This window comes from Shewanella xiamenensis, assembly GCF_024971755.1.
Taxonomy (GTDB): domain Bacteria; phylum Pseudomonadota; class Gammaproteobacteria; order Enterobacterales; family Shewanellaceae; genus Shewanella; species Shewanella xiamenensis.
The window spans coordinates 3,635,453-3,659,023 of record NZ_CP079718.1 but is presented as its reverse complement, the minus strand read 5'-3'; the positions used below and the strand labels follow the sequence as shown (position 1 = coordinate 3,659,023).

The 23,571-nt window shown below is 44.7% G+C and carries 20 protein-coding genes and 1 other RNA gene; 12 read left to right on the top strand and 9 right to left on the bottom strand.

Going from position 1 to position 23,571, the window contains the following annotated elements:
* Positions 1-25 precede the first annotated feature (25 nt).
* Together KXJ80_RS17215 and KXJ80_RS17210 are read left to right on the top strand one after the other, a co-directional pair.
* The gene (locus KXJ80_RS17215; protein ID WP_037415794.1) at positions 26-559 is read left to right on the top strand and encodes a carboxymuconolactone decarboxylase family protein; all 534 of its coding nucleotides are present in this window, start codon (positions 26-28) and stop codon (positions 557-559) included.
* A gap of 13 nt (positions 560-572) precedes the next feature.
* Positions 573-1,010 (top strand): DUF417 family protein, encoded by a 438-nt coding sequence (locus tag KXJ80_RS17210; RefSeq protein ID WP_037425515.1) that lies wholly within the window; start codon positions 573-575, stop codon positions 1,008-1,010.
* A 153-nt stretch (positions 1,011-1,163) separates the two neighbouring features.
* Here KXJ80_RS17210 and KXJ80_RS17205 read toward each other — a convergent pair whose 3' ends face one another.
* The 3 genes from KXJ80_RS17205 to smpB all read right to left on the bottom strand — a co-directional run bounded on the left by KXJ80_RS17205 (position 1,164) and on the right by smpB (position 4,615).
* The gene (locus KXJ80_RS17205; protein ID WP_218738191.1) at positions 1,164-2,801 is read right to left on the bottom strand and encodes a lactate permease LctP family transporter; all 1,638 of its coding nucleotides are present in this window, start codon (positions 2,799-2,801) and stop codon (positions 1,164-1,166) included.
* A gap of 895 nt (positions 2,802-3,696) precedes the next feature.
* Positions 3,697-4,051, bottom strand: a transfer-messenger RNA (tmRNA) gene (gene ssrA, locus KXJ80_RS17200).
* A gap of 72 nt (positions 4,052-4,123) precedes the next feature.
* A complete protein-coding gene (gene smpB, locus KXJ80_RS17195; protein WP_011071661.1) occupies positions 4,124-4,615 on the bottom strand; it encodes an SsrA-binding protein SmpB in 492 nt (163 codons plus the stop codon).
* A gap of 254 nt (positions 4,616-4,869) precedes the next feature.
* Between smpB and KXJ80_RS17190 the strand changes: the two genes are divergently transcribed.
* Together KXJ80_RS17190 and KXJ80_RS17185 are read left to right on the top strand one after the other, a co-directional pair.
* Positions 4,870-5,307 (top strand): type II toxin-antitoxin system RatA family toxin, encoded by a 438-nt coding sequence (locus tag KXJ80_RS17190; protein WP_011623526.1) that lies wholly within the window; start codon positions 4,870-4,872, stop codon positions 5,305-5,307.
* A complete protein-coding gene (locus KXJ80_RS17185) occupies positions 5,297-5,632 on the top strand; it encodes an RnfH family protein (protein WP_037425533.1) in 336 nt (111 codons plus the stop codon). Before KXJ80_RS17190 ends, KXJ80_RS17185 begins: the two co-directional genes overlap by 11 nt.
* A 77-nt stretch (positions 5,633-5,709) precedes the next feature.
* Here KXJ80_RS17185 and KXJ80_RS17180 read toward each other — a convergent pair whose 3' ends face one another.
* The gene (locus KXJ80_RS17180; RefSeq protein ID WP_037416135.1) at positions 5,710-6,201 is read right to left on the bottom strand and encodes an outer membrane protein assembly factor BamE; all 492 of its coding nucleotides are present in this window, start codon (positions 6,199-6,201) and stop codon (positions 5,710-5,712) included.
* 406 nt (positions 6,202-6,607) lie between these two features.
* On the opposite strand from KXJ80_RS17180, the gene KXJ80_RS17175 reads away from it, so the two are divergent.
* The 5 genes from KXJ80_RS17175 (at position 6,608) to KXJ80_RS17155 (ending at position 11,741) form a co-directional block, all read left to right on the top strand.
* The gene (locus tag KXJ80_RS17175; RefSeq protein ID WP_099457755.1) at positions 6,608-7,399 is read left to right on the top strand and encodes an SAM-dependent methyltransferase; all 792 of its coding nucleotides are present in this window, start codon (positions 6,608-6,610) and stop codon (positions 7,397-7,399) included.
* Positions 7,400-7,443: 44 nt separating this feature from the next.
* Positions 7,444-7,725 carry a hypothetical protein gene (locus KXJ80_RS17170; RefSeq protein WP_370686203.1) on the top strand — a complete coding sequence of 94 codons (282 nt, stop codon included), beginning with the start codon at positions 7,444-7,446 and terminating at the stop codon, positions 7,723-7,725.
* Between the two features lie 18 nt (positions 7,726-7,743).
* A complete protein-coding gene (locus tag KXJ80_RS17165) occupies positions 7,744-7,959 on the top strand; it encodes a hypothetical protein (RefSeq protein WP_037425540.1) in 216 nt (71 codons plus the stop codon).
* A gap of 48 nt (positions 7,960-8,007) precedes the next feature.
* Entirely contained in the window at positions 8,008-9,747 is a 1,740-nt protein-coding gene (locus KXJ80_RS17160; protein WP_186295927.1) for a GGDEF domain-containing protein, read from the top strand.
* 224 nt (positions 9,748-9,971) lie between these two features.
* A complete protein-coding gene (locus tag KXJ80_RS17155; RefSeq protein ID WP_037425544.1) occupies positions 9,972-11,741 on the top strand; it encodes a monovalent cation:proton antiporter-2 (CPA2) family protein in 1,770 nt (589 codons plus the stop codon).
* A gap of 67 nt (positions 11,742-11,808) precedes the next feature.
* Here the strand turns inward: KXJ80_RS17155 and KXJ80_RS17150 are convergent, their stop codons facing one another.
* Entirely contained in the window at positions 11,809-14,256 is a 2,448-nt protein-coding gene (locus KXJ80_RS17150) for a TonB-dependent receptor (protein WP_218738237.1), read from the bottom strand.
* An 835-nt stretch (positions 14,257-15,091) separates the two neighbouring features.
* On the opposite strand from KXJ80_RS17150, the gene aceB reads away from it, so the two are divergent.
* The 3 genes from aceB to KXJ80_RS17135 all read left to right on the top strand — a co-directional run bounded on the left by aceB (position 15,092) and on the right by KXJ80_RS17135 (position 18,942).
* Entirely contained in the window at positions 15,092-16,741 is a 1,650-nt protein-coding gene (aceB, locus tag KXJ80_RS17145; RefSeq protein ID WP_218738238.1) for a malate synthase A, read from the top strand.
* Positions 16,742-16,876: 135 nt separating this feature from the next.
* Positions 16,877-18,199, top strand: a complete 1,323-nt coding sequence (aceA, locus tag KXJ80_RS17140; protein WP_037425548.1) for an isocitrate lyase — start codon at positions 16,877-16,879, stop codon at positions 18,197-18,199.
* A 374-nt stretch (positions 18,200-18,573) separates the two neighbouring features.
* On the top strand, positions 18,574-18,942 hold the full coding sequence (locus KXJ80_RS17135) for an acyl-CoA thioesterase (protein WP_037416011.1): 369 nt from the start codon (positions 18,574-18,576) through the stop codon (positions 18,940-18,942).
* Between the two features lie 37 nt (positions 18,943-18,979).
* Here KXJ80_RS17135 and KXJ80_RS17130 read toward each other — a convergent pair whose 3' ends face one another.
* The 4 genes from KXJ80_RS17130 to yiaY all read right to left on the bottom strand — a co-directional run bounded on the left by KXJ80_RS17130 (position 18,980) and on the right by yiaY (position 23,478).
* Positions 18,980-19,192, bottom strand: coding sequence for a hypothetical protein (locus KXJ80_RS17130; protein WP_037425550.1), 213 nt, complete (start codon positions 19,190-19,192; stop codon positions 18,980-18,982).
* Between the two features lie 74 nt (positions 19,193-19,266).
* Positions 19,267-20,565 (bottom strand): NAD(P)/FAD-dependent oxidoreductase, encoded by a 1,299-nt coding sequence (locus tag KXJ80_RS17125; RefSeq protein WP_037416017.1) that lies wholly within the window; start codon positions 20,563-20,565, stop codon positions 19,267-19,269.
* 707 nt (positions 20,566-21,272) lie between these two features.
* Positions 21,273-21,644 carry a hypothetical protein gene (locus KXJ80_RS17120; protein ID WP_037416019.1) on the bottom strand — a complete coding sequence of 124 codons (372 nt, stop codon included), beginning with the start codon at positions 21,642-21,644 and terminating at the stop codon, positions 21,273-21,275.
* 685 nt (positions 21,645-22,329) lie between these two features.
* Entirely contained in the window at positions 22,330-23,478 is a 1,149-nt protein-coding gene (gene yiaY / locus KXJ80_RS17115) for an L-threonine dehydrogenase (RefSeq protein WP_037416021.1), read from the bottom strand.
* Positions 23,479-23,571 lie beyond the last annotated feature (93 nt).

Below are 23,571 nucleotides of genomic sequence, written 5' to 3'. Positions count from 1 at the left end.
TACACAATTAAATTGGAGCATGACTATGAGTCGTATTAAACCTGTTTCTCAACCTTCTTCAACTGTTGCACCAAGCTTTGCGGCAATGCAGCGTAACCTTGGTATGGTACCTAACCTATATGCCACGTTAGCTCACTCGCCAGTGTTATTTAATGGATTTTTGGCTTTTGCTGACGCACTAGGTAAGGGGCGGTTAACGACGACTCAGCGTGAATTACTCGCGTTGGCAATTGGCCAAAGTAATGAGTGCCAATATTGCCTATCTGCACATACATTGTTAGCGAGTAAGGCCGGCCTATCAGTTGATGCGATAAAGTCTGCGCGTCAAGGAAATGCAGAGTCTCCTCTCGATAATGCTTTGCTGCAACTGGCGACCGCGTTAGTTCATCAACGTGGAGTGCTCACCGATGAACAACTTGCTAATGTTCGTCACGCTGGCGTTGATGATGAATTAATGCTCGAAGTACTCGGCCAAGTTGTAGTCAACACCCTGACCAACTATGGAAATCATTTGGCTGCAACAGAAATTGATTTCCCAATAGTTCCTTTGCGTCCTTAGCCAAGGAGCATTTATGAAACAATATGATAAAGGTTTTTTGCTTGCTCTTGGCGGTGTGGTACTGACACTCCTCTGGATTGGCATATTTAAGTTTACGCCAACCGAAGCGGCAGCAATTCGTCCTCTCGTTGCAAGTCATCCTTTGATGAACTGGCTCTATAGCATTTTATCTGAACAGGGAGTATCTAACTTAATTGGTGTGGTTGAGATAGTCACAGCAATAGGGCTGGTGATAGGAATTTGGCGCCCACGTGTTGGTTACTGGGCGAGTTTGAGTGCACTCATCACTTTTGTCATGACGCTGAGCTTCCTGTTAACCTTACCCTCGGTATGGAAGTTGGTTGATGGTGTACCCGTTACCGAGTTCTTTATTCTCAAGGATCTGGTATTCCTAGGTGTGGTTTGGTCTTACCTTAATCAAAATAAGGCGCAACTCATTCGGGCATCTTGAGCTATTAGCATGACAACGTAAATATATGTGCAGTGTATATCATCCATTTAAATAAAGTCATTGATATAAGCACAGCCAACTATTTTTATCGTAAATATAAAAAATGCCGAGTGATAATTCACTCGGCATTTTGATATTTTTGATAGGAAAAGTTTACTTAGTAAAAAACACGAGTGTCCAAGGTATTATGTATGCTTGGATCACTGTGAGTAAACCAATAAAAGTACAGAAAAATAGACTGTGCTTTAGAGTAAAGCGGAAAAGATCAGATTCTTTACCTGCTAACCCTGTAGCAGCACAGGCAACCGCAATAGATTGTGGCGAAATCATTTTTCCTGTTACCCCACCAGTCGTATTTGCGGCGACTAATAACTCCGGTGTTACACCAATTTGGTTTGCAGTGTTGGCTTGCAGCGCACCAAAAAGAGCATTTGATGAGGTGTCTGAACCGGTTAAAAATACCCCTAGCCAACCTAAGAATGGTGAAAAGAATGGGAAAGCCACTCCAGTGCCTGCCAGTACTAACGCTAAGGTTGAAGATAGACCTGAGTAGTTTGCTACAAAAGCGAATGCTAATACTAAGCCTATGGATAATATAGGGAATTTTAATTCAATTAATGTTTCTTTAAATGATTTAAGTGCATTACTTACTGACATTTTAAGAATAAAAATTGAAATTATTGCGGCTAATAGAATGGCGGTTCCTACTGCGCTTAATATATTGAGTTTATATATTGCGGCATAGGGGGTTTCTTTAGTCACAATCGGGGCTGTTTTTATCACTAAATTATGCAAGTAAGGCACTTCGATACTGATAGTGGCAAAACTTAGTGCGAGTTGTACATCTTTTAAACTCCACAGGGTTACAATCGTGGTAAGAATAATAAATGGAGACCAAGCTTTAAATATCTGACTATTAGAAAACGTAGATTTTGGCGTAATAGCTCTTTGCTTCATTCCTGAAAAAGTGAAAATTTCTTTTGGTTGCCATACTTTTAAAAATAATGTCAAACAAACTAGGCTGACTAAAGCAGAAGTAATATCGGGTAATTCAGGACCGATAAAGTTTGAGGTAAAAAATTGTGTAACTGCAAATGAAACGCCTGCCACTAATGTAGCGGGCCATGTTTGACGAATTCCCCTAATACCGTCCATCATCGCAATAAGCCAGAATGGCACTATTATCGATAATATTGGCAGTTGACGGCCAGCGAGTTGTCCAATATGGAATGGATCAAGTGATGAAACCTGACCTGCGACAATGATAGGAATTCCCATCGCGCCAAAGGCTACTGGCGCTGTATTCGCGATTAAGCAAAGTCCTGCTGCGTACAATGGATTGAATCCAAGCCCGACTAATAATGCCGCAGTAATAGCCACGGGAGCACCAAAACCCGCCGCTCCCTCAAGGAAGGCTCCAAATGAGAAACCAACTAATAGCATCTGTAAACGTTGATCTTCTGTCACTGAAATGACAGAGGAACGTATAATCTCGAATTGGCCTGTTTTAACGGTGATTTTATATAAAAATACCGCGGTAATAATGATCCAAGCTATAGGCCAGAGACCATAACTAAAACCATATATCGCAGATGCAACTGCCATCGTGACAGGCATTTTATAAGTGATTATTGCAACCGCTAGGGCAATCAATAAAGTTAAAGCTCCGGCAATATAACCTTTGAGTTTTAACACCGTCAAAGCTAAAAAGAAAAATACAATAGGTAGTAAGGCGACTATTGCAGTTAGCCACAAGCTACCAAGTGGCGTATATGTTTGGGTCCAAGTCATAGGGAGGTAGGTCCATGTAGTTATAGTATGTTAATAAACGGTATTGCATACGCAACGTCACAGATACTAATGTTTGGTGATGTAGATGTAATGTTTCTTGTTGCGATAAGTGACTTTGGTCACGCTATATGTGGAGGCATAGGGTTTTAGTCAGATGGCTGGCGAGTGAGTGCATAAATTTAGTGCGTTAATGCTATTTAGCTAAATTAGTTTTTATTTATTATATTGAAAGAGTTTTATCTTTATTAGAGTAACTGAATCTTAGCTGGTGATAACTTTATATTAATTAATTCACATATCTGGTTATTATTAATTTTAAATTAATTTATTTTAGTGATTAATTAATTTCAACTTCTTCTCTATATTAGAAATCTAGGATTGTTGAAGTGTGATCAAAATATAATTAGTCTTAGTGAATGTTTGGGTTTAATCAAAACAACTTTAATACAATAAATTAACTATTTCAGTTTCTTCTTCTGGTTTTATTTTTTTAATTTTATTACTTTCAATGTATTGGATGATTTTTGAGAATGATTTTCTTTTGTTTTTTTAGTGATCTAAGGCAGGTTTTTAGTGGTTTTTAGATGTGGGCTGGCTTATTGGATGTTTATTATTAACAATCGTTAACCTTGGTTTCTTTGTGGTTACGATCAAATAGGTCGCATTATTTATCCCTTGGTTTTGCCGTTTTGATTTCTTTATCTGTTAGGCGAGTAGTGACAATGGTCATGATGGGTACACTGTATTTTCGAAGTCAAGGCCGTGTGCCCTCAGGTGTACCCAAAAATCAAAGCTGTAGTTGGACGTAATTAGACGTTAATGTACCGTAAGTTATTGATTCTGTGTTATTCAAGGCAAGAAAAAAGACGTCCTGAGACGTCTTCGTTCTTATATTTGGTGGAGGCGGCGGGACTTGAACCCGCGTCCAGAAAACCTACATCCAAGGCGCTACATGCTTAGTCTTTCTATTGTTTAACCGTTTGAACTCCGAAAGACAGGATCCCAAACGGTGAGTCCGGTACTGTTTCGCGGTTCACCCCCGGACAGGGTTCCCTCGCTAGCACGATGTGAGATGACCATCAAATCCACTGCCCATGTGCGAAGCGTGTGGTAGATGGCTAGCGGCATTAAGCGGCTAGAGCGTAGTTATCGTCGTTTGCAACTATAACTTTGCGGCTTTTAACGAGGCCAACCGCCCCTCGGCATGCTCCCAGGGTTTCGTGAATCCTGTCGAATCCAGAATCGCCCCCAAGAAAGTTGATTGTAACTCGTAGCGTAAAGATAACCTAGTATCATTTGCTGCAAGTTCAATCGTTTGTTCATTATCCGCGCGTTTTTTCCTTTTTCATTACGCGGGCTTTTTCCACTTCCCATTCGCGCGCTTTAGTATCTTCACGCTTGTCGTGGTCTTTTTTACCTTTACCTAGGCCGATTTCCACTTTGACCCAAGCCCCTTTACGCCAGTACATGGAGATAGGGATAATCGAGTAGCCTTGGCGCTCAACAAGACCGGCTAATTTGTCTAACTCTTTACGACTTAAGAGCAATTTCTTCAGTCTAATCGGGTCGCACACCACATGAGTGGAGGCGGTATTGAGCGGAATAATGGTACAGCCGTGCATAAAGGCTTCGCCATTTTTTAAGAAGACGTAGCAGTCCGATAGGTTCACTTTGCCCATGCGGATAGACTTCACTTCCCATCCCATGAGGGACAGGCCGGCTTCCATTTTTTCTTCGAAACGGTATTCGAAGGTTGCGCGCTTATTACGTGCGATTGTCGCAGGCGCGGCTTTTTTTGAGTTTTTCTTTACCATAGTGGCGCCATTATACGCACGGTGAATCAATTTGAAATGGATATAAGGGTTTATTTGAGCTATTTCAAGCCCTCATTAGTTTGTTGCTGGTTTTTTATACGGTTTTTGCTGTGTCATCAGAGGGATGTGTGAGGGGTGCGTTTTTTAAGTATCGTGGTAGAATCCAAACCAATTTTGTTAGCTTCCCTAGAGATTAGGGCGCGCGGAGTTCACTTGAGACAGCGTGTTTCCTTAGATTGAGAGTGCCAAGCCCTATGCCGCAGATTTCTCGAAGTGTGTTAGTTCGTTTTAGTGCGATGCAAATGTATGATTTAGTCAATGATGTTGAGTCGTACAAAGAGTTTTTACCCGGTTGTGTTGGCGGTAAAGTGCTTGAGTTTGATGGTAAAACCATGGTGGCCTCGGTCGATGTGAGTAAGGCGGGGATCCGTAAGACCTTTACTACGCGCAATCAGGTGGTGCCGGGAAAGAGTATCGAGTTAAGACTTGAAAATGGGCCTTTTAAACACTTATTCGGCCAGTGGCGTTTTACCGAGTTGACTGAAGATGCCTGTAAGGTGGAGTTCGATTTAAATTTCGAGTTTTCCAGCTCATTGGTCGATATGGCTTTTGGTAAAGTGTTTAATGATCTTATGGTGTCAATGGTGACGGCATTTACCAGCCGCGCTAAGGTAATTTACAGTGACAAATGAAGCAGATAAGTTCGTCGTCGATGTTATTTATGCGCTGCCGACTCAGCAGAAGGTGATTTCGGTTAGCGTATTGCCCGGCACGAGCGCGATTGACATAGTGCGTCAGAGCAATATGGTGAGTTTTTTCCCTGAGATTGATTTAGAAACGGTAAAGCTTGGGGTGTTTAGCAATGTGATTAAGCATGACCAAGAGATTTTACCTGGGCAGCGAGTGGAGATTTATCGCCCGTTGATTGCCGATCCTAAGGATGTGCGCCGTCGCCGTGCCGATAAGGCCAAGGATGAAGGTCGTGCCAATAAAGTGACCGGTGGACGGGTGTCTTAATCTGTCTGCAACACCAGCACACAAAAAAAGCGCCATGGGCGCTTTTTGTTTTTAAGGCAAGTGTTAAACCAGTGTACTTACTTGATTGGCTTTTGAACTTGCGCTTCGGTTTGATTTTCTTTCACTAATGGCTTTTCGTCAGGGCGCTGTGCTGGCACCTGCGGCGCAGATTCTGCGGTGTTTACCATCGGCAACTTACTTTGCTCAAGCGGCGTATTAAACTCTGGGCTTAATTCATAGTCGCCCTTCACTAAGCTTAATTTGTTGCCAGTAAAGTGCAGGATCAGTTCTTTGTGGGTAATGCTCGCATCACGGCCACTCTTATAGTGGTACACATAATACCAAGTGTCATCGGCAAAGCTGTCGCGCAATACTGGGCGACCAAGAATGTATTCGGCCTGCTCTTTGGTCATGTCGATACGCAACTTTTCAACCTGTTGCGGTTCCATGTAGTTGCCTTGCGGAATATCGGGCTTATAGATCAGCCAATCAAACACGCTACAGGCACTGAGCGAAACTGAGAGCGCAATGGCACTCAGCAGGGTAAGACTTTGCTTTTTATTGATCATTGTATGCGCTACTTCTGAAAATCTGGCGGCCATCATACCCAAGCACTCCCCCCTATGACAAGGGTAATTGGGCGTTACGGCGCTTATCATTGCAATTGTGTGAGTTTTCGACCTAAGCGGTTGGCTTTAGTTCGCTGTGTGTGAAGATTTTTATAATGGGCGCTGATTTACGGTGATTGTTACCTGTATCGCTTTTTATTTTATATGTACCGTGTAGGGCGGTAATTAGGTCAGAAAATTTTACCAAATGCAGTATTGTGCTGTGGCATTGTTAGCTAAATGTGAGTAGAGTTGTGAAAGTTTTTTGTGTTGATGATCTTAGCGATGATATTGGTTTTAGAGAGCGTTATTTCAGCGCTTGAATTTATGTATTAATCCGCCGAGATCGCCTTTTTAGGAGAGACCATTGGGATCACTCGTTTGTGTGGGTACGGGGTTACAGCTCGCGGGGCAAATTAGCGTATTAAGCCGCAGCTATATTGAACATGCCGATATTGTATTTTCACTCTTACCCGACGGTTTTTCGCAGCGTTGGCTGACGAAGCTCAACCCCAATATCATCAATTTGCAGCAGTTTTATGCGCAAAATGGTGAAGTTAAAAATCGCCGAGACACCTACGAACAAATGGTCAATGCCATTCTAGATGCGGTGAGAGCGGGTAAAAAAACCGTGTGTGCACTCTATGGTCATCCGGGCGTGTTTGCCTGTGTATCCCATATGGCTATCACTCGTGCCAAGGCAGAAGGGTTTTCAGCCAAGATGGAGCCGGGGATTTCGGCCGAAGCTTGCCTGTGGGCCGACTTAGGGATTGACCCTGGCAACTCCGGGCATCAAAGCTTTGAAGCTAGCCAGTTTATGTTTTTCAACCATGTGCCAGATCCCACCACCCACTTATTACTCTGGCAAATCGCGATTGCGGGCGAACATACCCTAACCCAATTTCATACCTCGAGTGATAGGTTGCAGATCCTCGTGGAGCAGTTAAATCAATGGTATCCCCTCGACCATGAGGTGGTCATCTACGAAGCGGCCAATTTGCCAATCCAAGCCCCGCGTATCGAGCGTTTACCTTTAGCGAATTTACCCCAAGCACACTTAACGCCGATTAGTACGTTGTTAATTCCGCCAGCAAAAAAGCTGGAGTACAACTATGCTATTTTGGCTAAGTTAGGGATCGGTCCCGAAGATTTGGGCTAAATTGAAGTGTGATACTGAGTCATTATTAACAATAAGGAGAAAACATGTTTGCATTATCGGATTTTTTTACCCAGTTAGGCCAAGATGCGCAGTTAATGGAAGATTATAAGCAGAATCCACAGGTGGTAATGCTTGCTTATGGTTTAAGTATTGATGAAATTACTGCTGTCATGACGGGGGATATGAAAAAACTCAAAAGTCTGAACGGAGATGGAGATTATCAATTCTTCGTGTTAGTTAACCATGGTAACCGTTCTGAATACCACGAAAATGTTATAAGTTCTGTTGACTCAAAGTTAAGTCTTTCTAGAGTCGCTATTATTTAAGCTAATAAAGGAATAAGCATGTCTGCATTATCGGATTTTTTTACCCAACTCAGTCAAGATGCGCTGTTAATGGAAGACTATAAACAGAATCCAGAGGCAGTGATGCGTGCCCATGGGTTAACTGATGTAGAAATTAATGCTGTAATGACTGGTGATATGGAAAAGCTCAAAACATTAAGTGGTGATAGTAGCTATCAATCTTACCTTGTTATTTCACATGGTAATGGTGATTAATTGAAGTTTTTTAGTGTTTTCATTTTGGCAATCTTGAGCATACTTTGTATGCCCTTGATTGCTTCAACTACAAATTATGATGAAACGCTAACTAAGATTGAAACATTACAACATTCTGACTTACCTGCTGCTATAAACCTAATTAAAACAATTGAATCTGAATTTGGTTCTATGTCTCGCTTACAGCAGGGACGAGTTTTGCTCTTTAAAGGTGCAGCTTCTATTTATTCAGGACAATATCAAACTGCTATTGAGTTGTTGGGCCAAGCAGAAGCCTTACTCAAAGACTCGGAAATGTTATTTTCTGCATATAGTTATGAGGCAACAGCCTATATTGCTCTGCATCATTTCAATGATGCATTTAAAGTGATGGGAAAGAGTCTTGGGCTAATTGACCGAATTGATGATATTAACCTTAAGCGCGCTTCATATTTGCGTTTGGCTAGTTTATATACTGCGATGGGGGTCACTGAAGAGGTTGCTAAATATGCAGCTAAAGCGCTTGCTCTCGCCTCTCCAAGTGATGTTAAAGATGTTTGTATATCTAAACTATATTTATCCGTTCATCAGTTAGAGTTAAAGTCTTATTCGCAAGCATTTGATGAATTTAAGTCTACTCGTAGTTATTGTGAATCCAGTGGTTACCCACTAATTGCGAATATTGCATTAAAAGGTATGGGAGAATCGAGTCTTAGATTGAATGAGCCACAGCTTGCTATCTCTTACTTATTAGATTCTCTAAAGGGGTATGAATCATTTAATTTTGAGCTGGAGATTAATAGCGTACATGAGTTGCTAAGTGAAGCTTATTTGTTGTTGCAAGATTCTACGAAAGCTGAGTTACATGCTCAATATGTTATGAATCTTGTGGATGATTCTAGCAATACAGAGCTTAAGCACGGTGCATCACGTGTACTTGCTAAGATTTATGCTCAAAAACAGCAATTTGAACAAGCCTATGAATACTCCAGAAAAGAGCAACATTATAATCAACTGATTTTTGATGAGTCGAGGATGAAAACCCTTGCTTATCAGGCGGCTAAGTTTAATGCCGATGAGCAGGCGCGTGAAATCAACTTGCTGAATAAAGAGCGTGAACTTTACATCGCCCAGCAAATGGTAAAAGAGCGGGAATACACGAATATGCTGATGTTTATCACCATATTAGTTGGCGGGCTGTTTTTCCTTGCGATTTTGTTAGTCGTGGGCAATTTGCAAAAACGGCGTTTGATGCGCATGGCCAGAATGGATGCGCTGACGGGCGTGCTTAACCGTGGTGCAGGGCAAGATCTTGGCGAAAATCTGTTTGTGCAAGCCGCTGCCCGAGGGGGCGATTTTTGCGTGATTTTATTCGACTTAGATCATTTTAAACGGATTAATGATTCCTACGGCCATGGTACGGGTGACTGGGCGCTGAAAAAAGTCGTGGAAGTATTAAAACCCCATGTGCGCAATGGTGATGTGTTTGCCCGGATTGGCGGCGAAGAATTTGCGTTGTTTTTGCCCTATGCCAATGAGGAAAAGGGAATGGAAGTTGCCGAACAATGCCGAAGCCGAATCGAAGCCATTGATACGCATCTGTCGGGGCATAAATTTACTATCACCGCGAGCTTTGGGGTCAGCGGTATGACAACAGAAGACTTAAGCTTAGATCCTCTGCTGCACCGTGCCGATATGGCACTGTATGCCGCAAAATCCAATGGTCGTAACAGTGTATTCTGTTATGAGGACGCTTTAGCCTCCGATAAACGCGCCACCAATATTACCAGCCAGTTGGTAAGACCGTAGGGGGTAGAGTTGTATTGTCTGTGTAACTGACTGTTTAGGTTAATGTAACGCGGTTTTCTTCTTTCGCTTTTTCGCTTATTTCTTGCATTTTCTCGATGATTTTTAGGCCAATTTTTCACACTTTTTCCTGCCTAACTAGAGTATGATTGCCAGCGGTAGCCGAAGCTTTTTTCGCTTAAGGCCATACCCCTATTTTTGCCTTTCGTTAACGTTGTGGAGCCCTAATGGAAGAGTCGAGTCTGCTCACTTCTGTACTGTTATTTTTATTGGCCGCGGTGATTTTTGTACCCTTGGGCAAACGTTTTGGCGCAGGACCGATTCTGTCTTATCTCGCTGCTGGGGTGATTTTAGGGCCTGGCGGCATGGCGCTGGTGTCTGATCCCGCCGCCGTGCTGCATTTTGCCGAGCTTGGCGTGGTACTCATGTTGTTTGTGCTCGGGCTTGAACTCAATCCGAGCAAGTTATGGGAGCTGCGCAGCGCCATCTTTGGTCTCGGCAGTGGTCAGTTACTCCTTTCTTGGGCGGCAATTGGCGGTTTAGCTTGGGGATTTGGCTTATCCATTGAGGCAGCATTAGTGGTTGGCGCGGCGTTATCCTTGTCATCGACGGCTTTTGCGGTGCAGTTGATGAGCGAACATCGATTACTGACTACTCCGCTTGGCCGCGATGCCTTTGGGGTGTTGTTAATGCAAGATCTCGCCGTGATCCCCATGTTGCTATTAACCGCTTATCTTGCGCCTAATTCGGCCCAGATTGAGCATCATGCGGTGCCTTGGTATTGGACCTGTGTGGCCTTAGTGGGCTTTGTGTTGGTGGGAAAATACCTGTTACCGCGGGTACTTAAACTCGTTGCCAGCAGCGGGGTTCGTGAGGTGTTAACGGCCTTTGCACTATTGCTTGTCATGGGCAGCGCCGAATTGATGGAGTGGCTGGGGCTATCGGCGGGTATGGGGGCGTTTTTAGCCGGAATTATGCTGGCGAACTCCAGCTACCGACATCAGCTCGAAACCGATATCGAGCCTTTTAAGGGCTTACTGCTTGGGCTGTTTTTTATGGCGGTCGGCATGAGTATGGATCTCAAGCTGTTTTTAACCGATCCCTTACTTATCCTCGCAATTTTGCTGGGCATGTTACTGATTAAGACCCTAGTGCTGATGCTGCTTGGCCGTTTACGACACCATACATGGCGTCCGAGTATTGCACTTGGGCTTATCTTGGCTGAGGGCGGTGAGTTTGCCTTTGTGCTGTTATCGCAGGCGCAATTATCCAGCATAGTGGATGATAAAATCGCGCAAATCTTAGTGCTCGCCATCGGTTTATCCATGGCCGTCACGCCGATGATTTTCACGCTTTTTAGAGCCACTAAACCTAAGGTGGTGGATACACGTTTGCCCGATACCATTAATGTGACTGAATCTGAGGTGGTGATCGCCGGATTTGGGCGGGTAGGGCAGATCACTGGGCGGATTTTAGCGTCATCGGGCATTCCGTTTGTGGCCTTAGATAAGGATGCCAGCCATGTGGATGTGATCCGCAAATACGGTGGTGAGGTCTATTTTGGTGATGCAAGACGCTTAGATATGTTGATGTCTGCGGGGATTGCACGCTCGCGCCTGTTGCTGCTGGCCGTTGATAATGTTGAGGATTCGATTGAAATTGCCCAGCAGGTGAAAACCCATTTCCCCCATATCAATATTGTCGCTCGGGCACGTGACCGTAACCACGCCTATCGATTAATGAGCCTTGGGGTGACCGATGTGTTCCGTGAAACCTTTGGTTCGGCCTTATCCGCCAGTGAGAAGATTTTGCAGGGCTTAGGTTTATCGCAGGTGCAGGCCAATGAAAGGGTGAAGATTTTTGCCGAGCACGATAAAAAGCTGGTTATTGCCAGTGCTGCCCATCAACATGATTTAGCCAAGCTGATTGATTTATCCAATAAAGGGAAAGCTGAGTTGGAGTCGCTGATGCGTGGCGACCGGGAAAACGTCAGTTAAGTCTGCCAGCTAAAATAACAAGAGAGCCGATGGGCTCTCTTGTTGTTTATGGGCTTAAGGAAAACGCTTAGAAGCTGTAGCTATATTGCAGCTTCACATTACGCTCTTCGCCTGGCATACCGCCGAGGAACATCGCCTTGCTGTAATAGTCTTTATTGAATAGGTTGTTGATATTCAATTGTAACTTCCAAGAGTCGGTGGCGTAGCTGATGGCAGAATCCACTAAGGTGTAGCTCGGCACATAACCATCTGGGATGCCAAATGAGCTTGAGTGCGTGCTTCTATCATCCACATACTTGGCGCCTAAACTCAGCTCAATAGGGCTTGTTAAGGCAAACCAGTCTGCACCATAGGTTACCCAAGCGCTGGCGGTCACATAGGGCACACCTTTTTGACGGCTGTCGTAGTTGGCTTTGTCATTCGGGTTTTGTTTATCCCTAGCGTCTTGATACATGCCGTTAAGGTTGATGCGCCAGTTATAATTTAGGTGGGCATTAAGATCTAACTCGACTCCTTTGGTATCTTCGCTGCCATCGTAAAAGTACACGGGCACCTCGGCACCAGACACGCCAGCGTTATAGTCTGGGTTGTTGTAAGGCACATTAGTGCGTGAGCTTTTAAAGAACACCAGTGATGCTAGCATCTGATCGTCAAAGGCTTTAAAGCGCATGCCGAGATCGTTACTGACGGATTCTGAGTCTTCGCGGTCGGTATTTTCCCCCGTAATTGAGCCTAAGATGCTATAGGCGGTGCGGCCCTTTGAGTGATTAACGAAAAACGATAAATCATCAATGGGCATATAAGTTAAGCCCAAGTTGTAGGTCACACCGTTATCTTTACTATCTTCCTCAGGGGTCGGGCTCGCTTGACTTGCGCTGTAGCGCTCATCCACACCTAGGTGCTCATAGCTCTGTTTGATTTCGTTAAAGGCCACGCCAACACGGGTGGTAAAGCCATAACCTAAATAACCCACATGTTGCACGCCTAAGCCCCAAGCGCTGACTTTTTTGTTGTAGTTGGCGGTTTTGAGCGGATCGTAGTCGGCAAATTTACCCGTTCCCCAGTTTGGATTACGGATATCGTAAATATAGGGTAGCGAACCACGGTAAATCACTTCACCTTGTTTGTTTTTAATGACTTGATCTGCATCGTAAATTGAGAATTGCTCGAGGCGAATATCGCGGTCTTCGTAGTTAGCGTTCACCAGTAATTCGTTGTCGATATTGCCGATTTGGAAGTCGTAACGTAGATCGGCAAAATACTGCCATGAGGTTTCTTCGGCATCGAGTTGGCGGTATTCCTGACGTCTGGCGGCAAAGGGATAGAGCACGCCATTTTCAACCAGTGGCGCGCGGGGATCGGCGTTTATCTTGCCTTTGTTATTCCAGTACACATAGTTGTAAGCCCCTGTTTGACGGGCAAAACCTGTGGTGTAGTCGCGATATTGCAACTGCTGGTTGAGGAACAGATTATCGGTAAAGTAGATATTGTGGGTCAGCTTGAACCTTAACTCTTCACCTTCATTATCTTTTGCCATGGGAGAAATTAATCCCGCGTCACCGAACGAATAGGGAGTTAAGCCATCACCACTGGCGAGTGATGCCGCCAATTGCTGACGCTGCTCGTCAGTCAGTTGTATGCCCAGCCCTTTAGGATCGTTTATCAAATCTTGCCAAGTGACTTCGCTCGCTGTTTTGCCGCCGACTGAATCGGCATTGTAGATGCGAATTGGATGGCCGATGGAGTCAACGGCAATGGCGTCTTTGATATACGCGCCGGATAGCATCAGATCTTGGCTATCACTTAATACCCACTTGAGTGAGCCGAACACTTCATCACGGTCGGCGCCTAAATCACGGTAGCCTTCACTGCGGGCGGTTTTGGCGACTAAACGATAAGCAAGATCATCGGTAATTCCACCCGTGCTATCGATGGCGAGCGAGTAGGTATCCCACTGGCCAACTTCAGTGGTGAATTTGTGCTTGGACTCAAATTGCGGTTTCTTTTCAATCAGGTTGATCACACCGCCCGCGCTGCCCATGCCGTAGAGTCCTGTTGCTGGGCCTTTTAAGACCTCAACGGATTCCACATTGGTTAAAGAGCGAGTGGGGTTAAAGGTGTTACCAAGGCCAGCTCCGCCATACATGCCGTCATAGGTGTAGTTTGCACCGAGGCCGCGAATCACCAAGTTATCCCCAATGCCATAGTTATTGCCTGCTTGAGTCACCCCGCTGATGTTACGAATTAAGTCTTGAAGATTGTCGACTCCTTGGCTGTTAATCAGCTCTTGGTCAACGATAACTACCGCCGCAGGGGTTTCCATCAAGGACATATCTGACTTAGTCGCAAGCCCAGAGTTTTTCACTACGGAGTTTTGTCTGCCGTAGACCGTTATGCGTTCGATGTTTTGATCGCGAGCAGAGGGTGTGTCATCGGCAAAAGCGGTATGTGGTAAAGCACTGAGGCAGGCGAGTGCAATAAGTGATAAACGAAATATAGGTTGTGATACTGACATATAAAGTTCCCCCAAACAGAATGGTCGCGAATGATAATGATTTTCATAACCATTGCAACCTTTGATTGATAGGTCTTGGGAGTTAAATGTTTGTCATCTTTACGTATGATTAACGGTTTGTGGATTAATCCTGTGGTGAGTTTTGCCGCCACTAGGCGCGCAACTTGAAGCAACTCTTAGTCAGATTTCTAATTTGTTTCATTTTTTTTATAAAAAAGTGATTTATTTTTTGGGTTAACCACATCGACTCGGCTTTTTGATCGAGAAACATAACCCGTGATCCCTATCACTCTCATCCTATTCTAGTGACTGTTTACGTAAACGTAATATTTAAACGAGTGTTTAAACTTTTGCAGTGTTTCAATTTTGTTAACTGGTTATTTTTATTGGTTTTACTCGCTTTCCTTAAGGTGGAGTTCAAAACGCTGTCTGTTTTCTACTTAGGTCGAATAAGGTAAAAGTGGTGTATATATTAATTTTCATTATGTAATTTAATTACGTATAAAATTACAACGCGCTTAAAGTGGTAAAGTTGTCAGACAAATTTCACCACTACCAAAATAGTAATTATCGCTTTAATGTAAAGTAATTTTAAATCATATGTTTATATTTTAAAAGTTACTTTGGTCAGACCAATTTTGTCACGGTTTTTGGTCAAATTTTTTAGCTGTCATGACACTTTTGGATAGTTGCAAATACAAATGTTTGTCTGTAAGTTTTGGTTCTAAACGAACATTTGAATGTTTTGCGGTGAATGTTTGTACATGTTACCCATGTCTTTACTGGTAATGAGTCGTAAACGAGCAAGAGTTTTGCCTCTTGGGAGGGTGAGAAGATGACGGAACAAACTTTAAGTGAGCAGCAATTGAATTCGGCACAGAATAAGACCACTGCGAATGGCACGCTGACCATAGTGGGAAATACTATCCCTGGCCAAGAAGTGATTTTTACCGAAGGTGCGCTGGCGTTGCTTGAGTCACTTTGCCGTGAATTTGCGGCTGAAGTGCCCACCTTACTCGCCAAACGTAAAGACAGACAGACGCGTATCGATAAAGGGGCTTTGCCAGACTTTTTACCTGAGACTCGGGCTATTCGTGACGGCGCATGGAAGATCCGCGGTATTCCGAACGACCTGCTTGACCGCCGTGTCGAAATCACCGGTCCCGTTGAACGTAAGATGGTGATCAATGCACTTAATGCTAATGCCAAAGTGTTTATGGCGGATTTTGAAGACTCCTTAGCACCGAGCTGGCAAAAAGTAGTGGAAGGTCAGATTAACCTGCGTGATGCCGTGCGTGGTGAAATTGAATACACAGCGCCTGAAACCGGTAAACACTACAAGTTAGGCCCAAATCCTGCGGTATTAATCTGCCGTGTGCGTGGCCTGCACTTAAAAGAGAAGCACGTTGAATTTAACCAGCAGTCCATTCCCGGCGCGTTATTCGATTTTGCAATGTACTTTTACCATAACTATCGCCAATTGCTGGCGAAGGGCAGTGGTCCTTACTTCTATATTCCTAAACTCGAGAGCCATATCGAAGCGCGTTGGTGGGCAAAAGTGTTTGCTTTTGTTGAGGAAAGATTCTGCCTGCAGCCTGGCACAATCAAATGTACCTGTTTGATTGAGACGCTGCCTGCGGTGTTTGAAATGGACGAAATTCTCTATGAATTACGTTCAAACATCGTCGCACTAAACTGTGGTCGTTGGGACTATATCTTTAGTTATATCAAAACATTAAAGCGCCATAGCGACCGCGTGTTACCTGACCGCCAAGCGGTGACTATGGATACGCCTTTCTTAAGTGCCTATTCAAGACTGCTGATCAAAACCTGCCATAAACGCGGCGCACTGGCGATGGGCGGTATGGCGGCCTTTATTCCAGCGAAGGATCCCGCTCAGAACGAAACCGTGTTGCAACGGGTGCGTAAGGACAAAGAGCTTGAGGCTCGCAATGGTCACGATGGTACTTGGGTCGCTCACCCTGGTCTTGCGGACACGGCAATGGGGATCTTTAACGAATACATAGGCCAAGATCATCAAAATCAATTGCATATCACCCGTGATGTGGATGCACCGATCCTCGCCGCAGAGTTATTAAAACCCTGTGATGGTGAGCGCACTGAGCAAGGGATGCGCCTGAATATTCGTATTGCACTGCAATACCTTGAAGCGTGGATCAGTGGCAACGGTTGTGTGCCGATTTATGGATTAATGGAAGATGCGGCAACCGCTGAAATCTCCCGCGCCTCGATTTGGCAATGGATCCAACATGGTAAGTCACTCTCCAACGGCAAACCCGTCACGAAACAATTGTTTAAAGACATGCTGGTGGAAGAGTTAGCAAACGTGAAAAAAGAAGTGGGCAGTGACAGATTCACCCACGGCAAATTTACCCAAGCGGCGGTATTGCTTGAGGATATTACCACTTCGGATGAGTTGGTCGACTTCTTAACCTTACCCGGTTACGAGATGCTAACTGCTTAATTATAAATGCGTTAACACTTAATGCGTCCCATGGAATGCGTTATGGCGGTGAAACCGTCAATTAAATCAATGGGCAAGGGTGACGCGGTGGGGCAGCGTCACTTGCTACAACATCATACAGAAAGGAGTGACACTATGACTAAGGCAACACAGACTTCACGTCAGGCGCAGATTGACGCGATCAAAAAAGATTGGGCAGAGAATCCACGTTGGAAAAATGTTCGTCGCCCATACACTGCAGAAGAAGTCGTGGCACTTCGTGGTTCAATTGTTCCAGAGAACACCATTGCCAAACGCGGCGCTGCTAAACTGTGGGATTTAGTCAACGGTGGCGCAAAAAAAGGTTATGTGAACTCGTTAGGTGCACTGACTGGCGGCCAAGCTGTACAGCAAGCCAAAGCCGGTATCGAAGCGATTTATCTGTCTGGTTGGCAAGTGGCGGCCGATGCTAACTTAGCGGGCACTATGTACCCAGACCAATCTTTATACCCAGCTAACTCGGTTCCAGCGGTCGTTTCACGTATTAACAACTCTTTCCGCCGTGCTGACCAAATTCAGTGGAGCAATGGGGTTAATCCGGAAGATGAAAACTTTGTCGATTATTTCCTACCCATTATTGCAGATGCTGAAGCCGGTTTTGGTGGCGTACTGAATGCGTTCGAGTTGATGAAGTCAATGATCGACGCAGGCGCCGCCGGTGTGCACTTTGAAGACCAATTAGCGTCAGTGAAAAAGTGCGGCCACATGGGCGGTAAAGTATTAGTGCCAACCCAAGAAGCTGTACAAAAACTGGTTGCAGCACGTCTGGCTGCCGACGTAAGCGGTGTTGAAACCTTAGTTATCGCTCGTACCGATGCGAACGCGGCGGATTTATTGACCTCTGATTGCGATCCGTACGATCGTGACTTTGTGACTGGCGAGCGTACCAATGAAGGTTTCTACCGCGTAAAAGCGGGTCTGGACCAAGCGATTTCTCGCGGTCTAGCCTACGCACCTTATGCGGATTTAATTTGGTGTGAAACCGCTAAGCCTGACTTAGAAGAAGCACGCCGCTTTGCTGAGGCAATCCATGCTCAGTACCCAGACCAATTGCTGGCCTACAACTGTTCACCTTCGTTCAACTGGAAGAAAAACTTGGACGACGCGACGATTGCCCGTTTCCAACAAGCGCTATCGGACATGGGCTACAAGTACCAATTCATCACTTTAGCGGGTATCCACAACATGTGGTACAACATGTTTGACCTAGCTTACGACTACGCTCGTGGTGAAGGTATGAAGCATTATGTTGAGAAAGTTCAAGAAGTTGAGTTTGCGGCAGCGAAGAAAGGTTACACCTTCGTGGCGCATCAACAGGAAGTGGGCACAGGTTATTTCGACCAAGTGACTACGGTTATCCAAGGTGGTCATTCATCAGTGACTGCGCTGACTGGCTCGACTGAAGAAGAGCAGTTTTAAGCGAAGTCTGTTGTATCGCGAATAGGTTCTACCCGTAAGATGTTGTACCCGTAAACCCTGTGTTTAGCTGCATTGCAGCTGTTGTCCCCCGTGCAGTTCGCCTACATGTGCTGCACGGGTTTTTAAGTCAACTCTTGTGACTTAACTTCCCACCCAGTCAATACTTTGCTTGCCTGTGCTTGGCGACTCTCTGAGTCGCTATTTTTTTATCTAATTGATTATTCTGGTGCAACTCTGACTCGAGTTGGTGCAATTTTTTAACCGTTTTACAAAGACTTAATGCTATCTCATTGTTATTCAATGGCTATTTATCTTGGCCTAAATAATGCTGTGAATTGGCCGTAAAACTTAGCATTCACAGTGAGGTCACCGTCATGAAATATTACAGTCGTCGTTTAGTCAAACCTGAACATTTAAATCCTGCAAATACCCTATTTGGCGGCCAGTTATTGAGTTGGATTGACGAGGAGGCGGCTATCTTTGCTGCATGCCAGATGAAAAGCACCAGCCATGTGACTAAGCTGATTTCTGAAATCAATTTTATGACGCCGGCGCGCCAAGGGGATGTGTTGGAATTTGGTTTGGAGCTTGTCAGCCTTGGGCACAGCTCCATTACGGTCAGTTGCCAAGTACGTAATAAGATGACGCAGGCGCCTGTGGTGAGTATCGATAAGATGGTGTTTGTAAATGTGAATTCGCAGGGATTACCGGTTCCCCATGGTATTCGTGCTAATGCGGCCTAAGGATTGAGCCCCGATAAAGCAGAGTGACGCACGGGCGTCACTCTGAGTCTTTCGTGAGATCTTCTTTGACCGATTTCACCGCATCCCTAGAAGCATGACCAATGGCTTTGGTGGTGTCGCGGGTGGCATGACCAATCTCTTTGGTGACATCCTTAGTGGTGGTGCCGATAGCGCGCCCCGCATCCTTTAAATCGGCGCAGGCCGTGGTGACAAGTAGCAATGGCAGTATGAGGAGTGTTGCTTTTTTCATGGTTATTCATCCTGAAAACTAACGGTTGCCTCGCAAGATACCAAATAGTTACGCAAAACGCCTTAATAATCTTGCTAATGCAATTTGAGATGGGGATGAATAATGCGACTAATACCTTTAGCAAACATTAAAAGGCTGCCTTTTACCACACCGTGCAGTTCAATTAAATGTCGCCGATAGAGAGAAGTGTAAACAAAGCGAGCGATTTTACCTTCGACCATCACTCCACCGCCGATAAATGACAGCAAGTTGCCCACAGTATGAAACTTCGACAAGTTAACAAGCGACCCAAGATCTTTATAAACATACTGATGACGGGCGTCTTGTCCTGCAAGCAGTAGCATAATATTGTCGGCCGTCATGAGTGCCATTTGTCGTGCAGATTGCCCCCTTGGTGGAACAAAAGTACCGTTGGGTTGTGGGCAAGCAGCACAGTCACCAATTGCAAAAATATGCGGATCGCGGCTGGTTTGCATATTCTGTTTTACCACCAACTGGTTAATATGGTTGGTTTCTAGTCCACCAATTTCCTTCAGAAAATCCGGTGCCTTTACCCCTGTAGACCAGATCACTAAATCGGCGGGGATCATCTGCCCATCTGTTGTGGTCAGCCCCGTTTCATCCACCTGATTAATTCGTGTTTCAGTCATGACCTTAACGCCGAGCGCGGCTAATTCTTTGGTCACTGAGTCTGAAATTTCGCGCTTTTCTACTTTAGGTAAAATCCGTTTATCAGCTTCAATGAGGGTGACCTCCAAAAGACGTGAATCGATGTTATAGCCAAATCCGCGCAACTGATCCACGGCATGGTGCATTTCCGCAGACATTTCTACTCCAGTGGCCCCTGCACCTACAACAGCAATTTTAATTTTATCGGCCAGCAGGCTATGGCTGGCATAACGGAGAAACTTATTCAGCAAAATTTTGCGGATTGCCATTGCTTGCTCTGTATTATCAAGAAATTGGCAATGTTCACGTACGCCTGGAATGTTAAAGTCATTAGCGATACTGCCAATGGCGACCACTAAATAGTCATAATCAATATGACGAGATGGGAGTAGTACATCACCTTTATCATCACAAATCGCAGACAGCACTACTTGTTTGTTTTGTCTATCGATATCCGTCATAGCGCCCTGTTGAAAGTGATAGCCATGGGCGGCTGCATGGCTTCGATAGCTTAAAGCGTCGATACCAACATCGAGTGCGCCAGTCGCAACCTCATGCAGTAGTGGCTTCCAAATATGGCTTTCAGCACAATCGATTAACGTTATCTTTGCTTTTCCTTTGCGCCCCAGTTTGTGGCCTAATTTTGTCGCAATCTCCATCCCGCCAGCACCACCACCCACGATAACAATGTTTGCTATAGCCATGCCGCTTATTCCTATTCGTTGTGTTGTTAGATTGTGCAGAGGGTAAGGTTGTGAAACAAAATATTAACCTTAGCTTTATGTCTCAAGCAATGAGGCCATATGTTGGGAAGTGAGTCAGGAATAATGATTATTTATTGATTTTATTAGTCTTATTTTTTATGGGGGTTGAGTGTATGATTATGCCGATCGCAAATTGTGATATGTGTCGTGTCACTTTTGTGTGAAATGTGCGCTGGCTCACCTGCTTGTGTCGGGAGAGTTCTTTGAACTGAAACGCTTTATGCCGCTTGTGAGCACCATCGTCATCAGTTAACTAAATCCTAGGGCGTATTGATGTATCGAGATTACATTTCATTCCGACAAGCCAGTGCTCGCGAAACGAAGAATAATGCGTAGTTATTCTACTCAAATGACATGCGCTCTTAATGACAGAAAGTAAGAGCATGTGCTTGTCTGACGAACTCTTCCGGCAGCGTTTCTGCTGCGTTATTCTCCGTTTATGTCGGATGATTACACAGCACGGATTTTGCCTTGTATAAACACCAGCCAAATTGCTCCAAAAAACTGAAACGTCAACACGCCCTAGGCATGAGATCACAATTGCTTGCTGCAGCTTTGACTAAAGTACTTAACAAAAAGGCCAAACGTTGGTTTGGCCTTTGGGATAATTGGGCATTTGACGCTATATGCCCACGGCGAATGGTGTTCTATGCCTGTTCTAGCTTGGCTAAACGTTGCTGATAGTCTTGGATTAGGTGCTGCATAATTTCTTCTGGTGCGGCCTTGTCGCAACAGGTATCGAGGAAAATTTTAAAGGTGACGAGCGCATGACCATCATTTTTAAGTCTATCGCTTTGCATCGAAAAATAGGCTTCTTCATTTTCGGCTTTGCGGACGACAAACTTACTGGTTTCAAAGGATTTAGTGCCTGAGAGTTCATGCCATTTGGTGATACGGTTTAATGCAATTTCACTCGATTGGTTTAATTCAATGTGGTTTAACCAACTTGCGGTATGTTCGGGATCTTTGTAATGCGGACATCTAACTGTGTAGTTATATACATGAGTAATTGCTGTCATAGCGTACCTACCTGTAGAGGATGTTGCTGCCATCATAGGCATCGTTTTTGAATTCGGTCAATCATTAATTACGCTGATACCGTCCTAGATAAATCACCGTTTTTACAAGTGTTTTTATATAAAAATGAGCGAGTTAATTTATTTGCCATAGCTGTTATTTAGCATGAGTTTTTAACGAATAACTTTGGGCTATCTCTCAGTTTTGCATTCAAATTCGTTTTTGCTTAACTACTGCGCAATAAAGCACCAATTAATGATAGGTATAAAAATGTTTTGATGAGTATGCTATTTAACATTAGCAAAATATGAGGGAAGTGCATGGTTGATGAGGGCTTGAATGGACAGAGGCCCGTTCCTTAAAACGGGCCTCTCAGCTGGCTTCATCTTTTGCAGGGAAAAAGCGAACTGGAACCAGTCTAGCGGATTTGTAACAGCATGTAACCCACCAAGATCACGTTTTTGCGCTATTTGATGGAATTTTCGATCTGCGCGATCTCAATTGCCGAAGATTAAGGCGTTACGGCGGTTTTTGCTGTGATCATGTGGTGTTAAAGGTGTCTTTGATGCATAAAAAGAAAGGCCCAAACAAGGGAACTTGTTTGGGCCGATTCTATGTCGTTAGCTTGCGCTAGCCGAACAACATCCTGTCAATTGGCGCGCTGATAGGCGTTAGAGCTTGTATGACTTATAACGCATTCGTGAAGATCTGGCAGATCTCTTCATGGGTTGCCTGTTTAGGGTTAGTGAAACCACAGGCATCCTTCAAGGCGTTTTCAGCCAGCGTTGGAATATCTTCCGCTTTAACCCCGAGTAACGTCAGGTTTTCTGGAATATTTACCGCAACGGATAGGGCTTTAATCGCGGTGATTGCAGCCGCAGCACCTTGCTCATCCGTCATATTGGCAACATCGACACCCATCGCTTTGGCGATATCTTTTAAGCGATGCGGTACCACTTTAGCGTTGTATTCTTGCACATGGGGTAATAAGAGGGCGTTACACACACCGTGGGGCAGATCGTAGAAACCGCCTAATTGGTGCGCCATGGCATGCACATAACCTAAGCTGGCGTTGTTAAAGGCCATACCCGCTAAGAATTGCGCATAGGCCATCTGCTCACGGGCTTCAATATCTTGGCCTTGTTTTACCGCATTCACTAAGTTGCCTTGGATAAGCTCAATGGCTTTAATGGCGCAAGCATCGGTAATGGGGTTCGCAGCAATAGACACATAGGCTTCAACCGCGTGGGTCAGCGCGTCCATGCCCGTTGCAGCAGTGAGGCTTGCTGGTTTTTTCAGCATCAGCTCTGGGTCATTCACAGACAGTAATGGGGTGGTGTGTTTATCGACAATTGCCATTTTGATATGGCGAGCTTCGTCAGTGATGATACAAAAACGGGTCATTTCACTGGCGGTGCCGGCGGTGGTGTTAATGGCTACTAATGGCAGTTGTGGCTTAGCGGATTGGTCTAAGCCTTCGTAGTCTTTGATGCTGCCACCGTTGGTTGCCACAAGAGCGATACCTTTAGCGCAATCGTGTGGTGAGCCGCCACCGAGTGAAATCACAAAATCGCATTGATTGGCTTTTAACAGCGCAAGACCTGCTTCAACGTTCCCGACGGTTGGGTTAGGTTGTACGCCATCAAACACGGTTGAGGTAATACCATTTTGGCCGAGTTTTTCGACCACTTCACCGACTAGACCAATATTGACTAAAGGTTTATCCGTCACAATTAGCGCGTGTTTAAAGCCTAAGGTTTTGATATCACCAATAGCATCATCTACTGCGCCTTTGCCTAATACGTTGACGGAAGGAATAAAAAATTTAGCAGCCATATATCCACCTATTTGCTTGTATATTAAATTTGTTTCTTTCTGGTGACCAAACTACCAATTAAGGGGTAGCCAAGTTGTGATCTAGATCGGTTT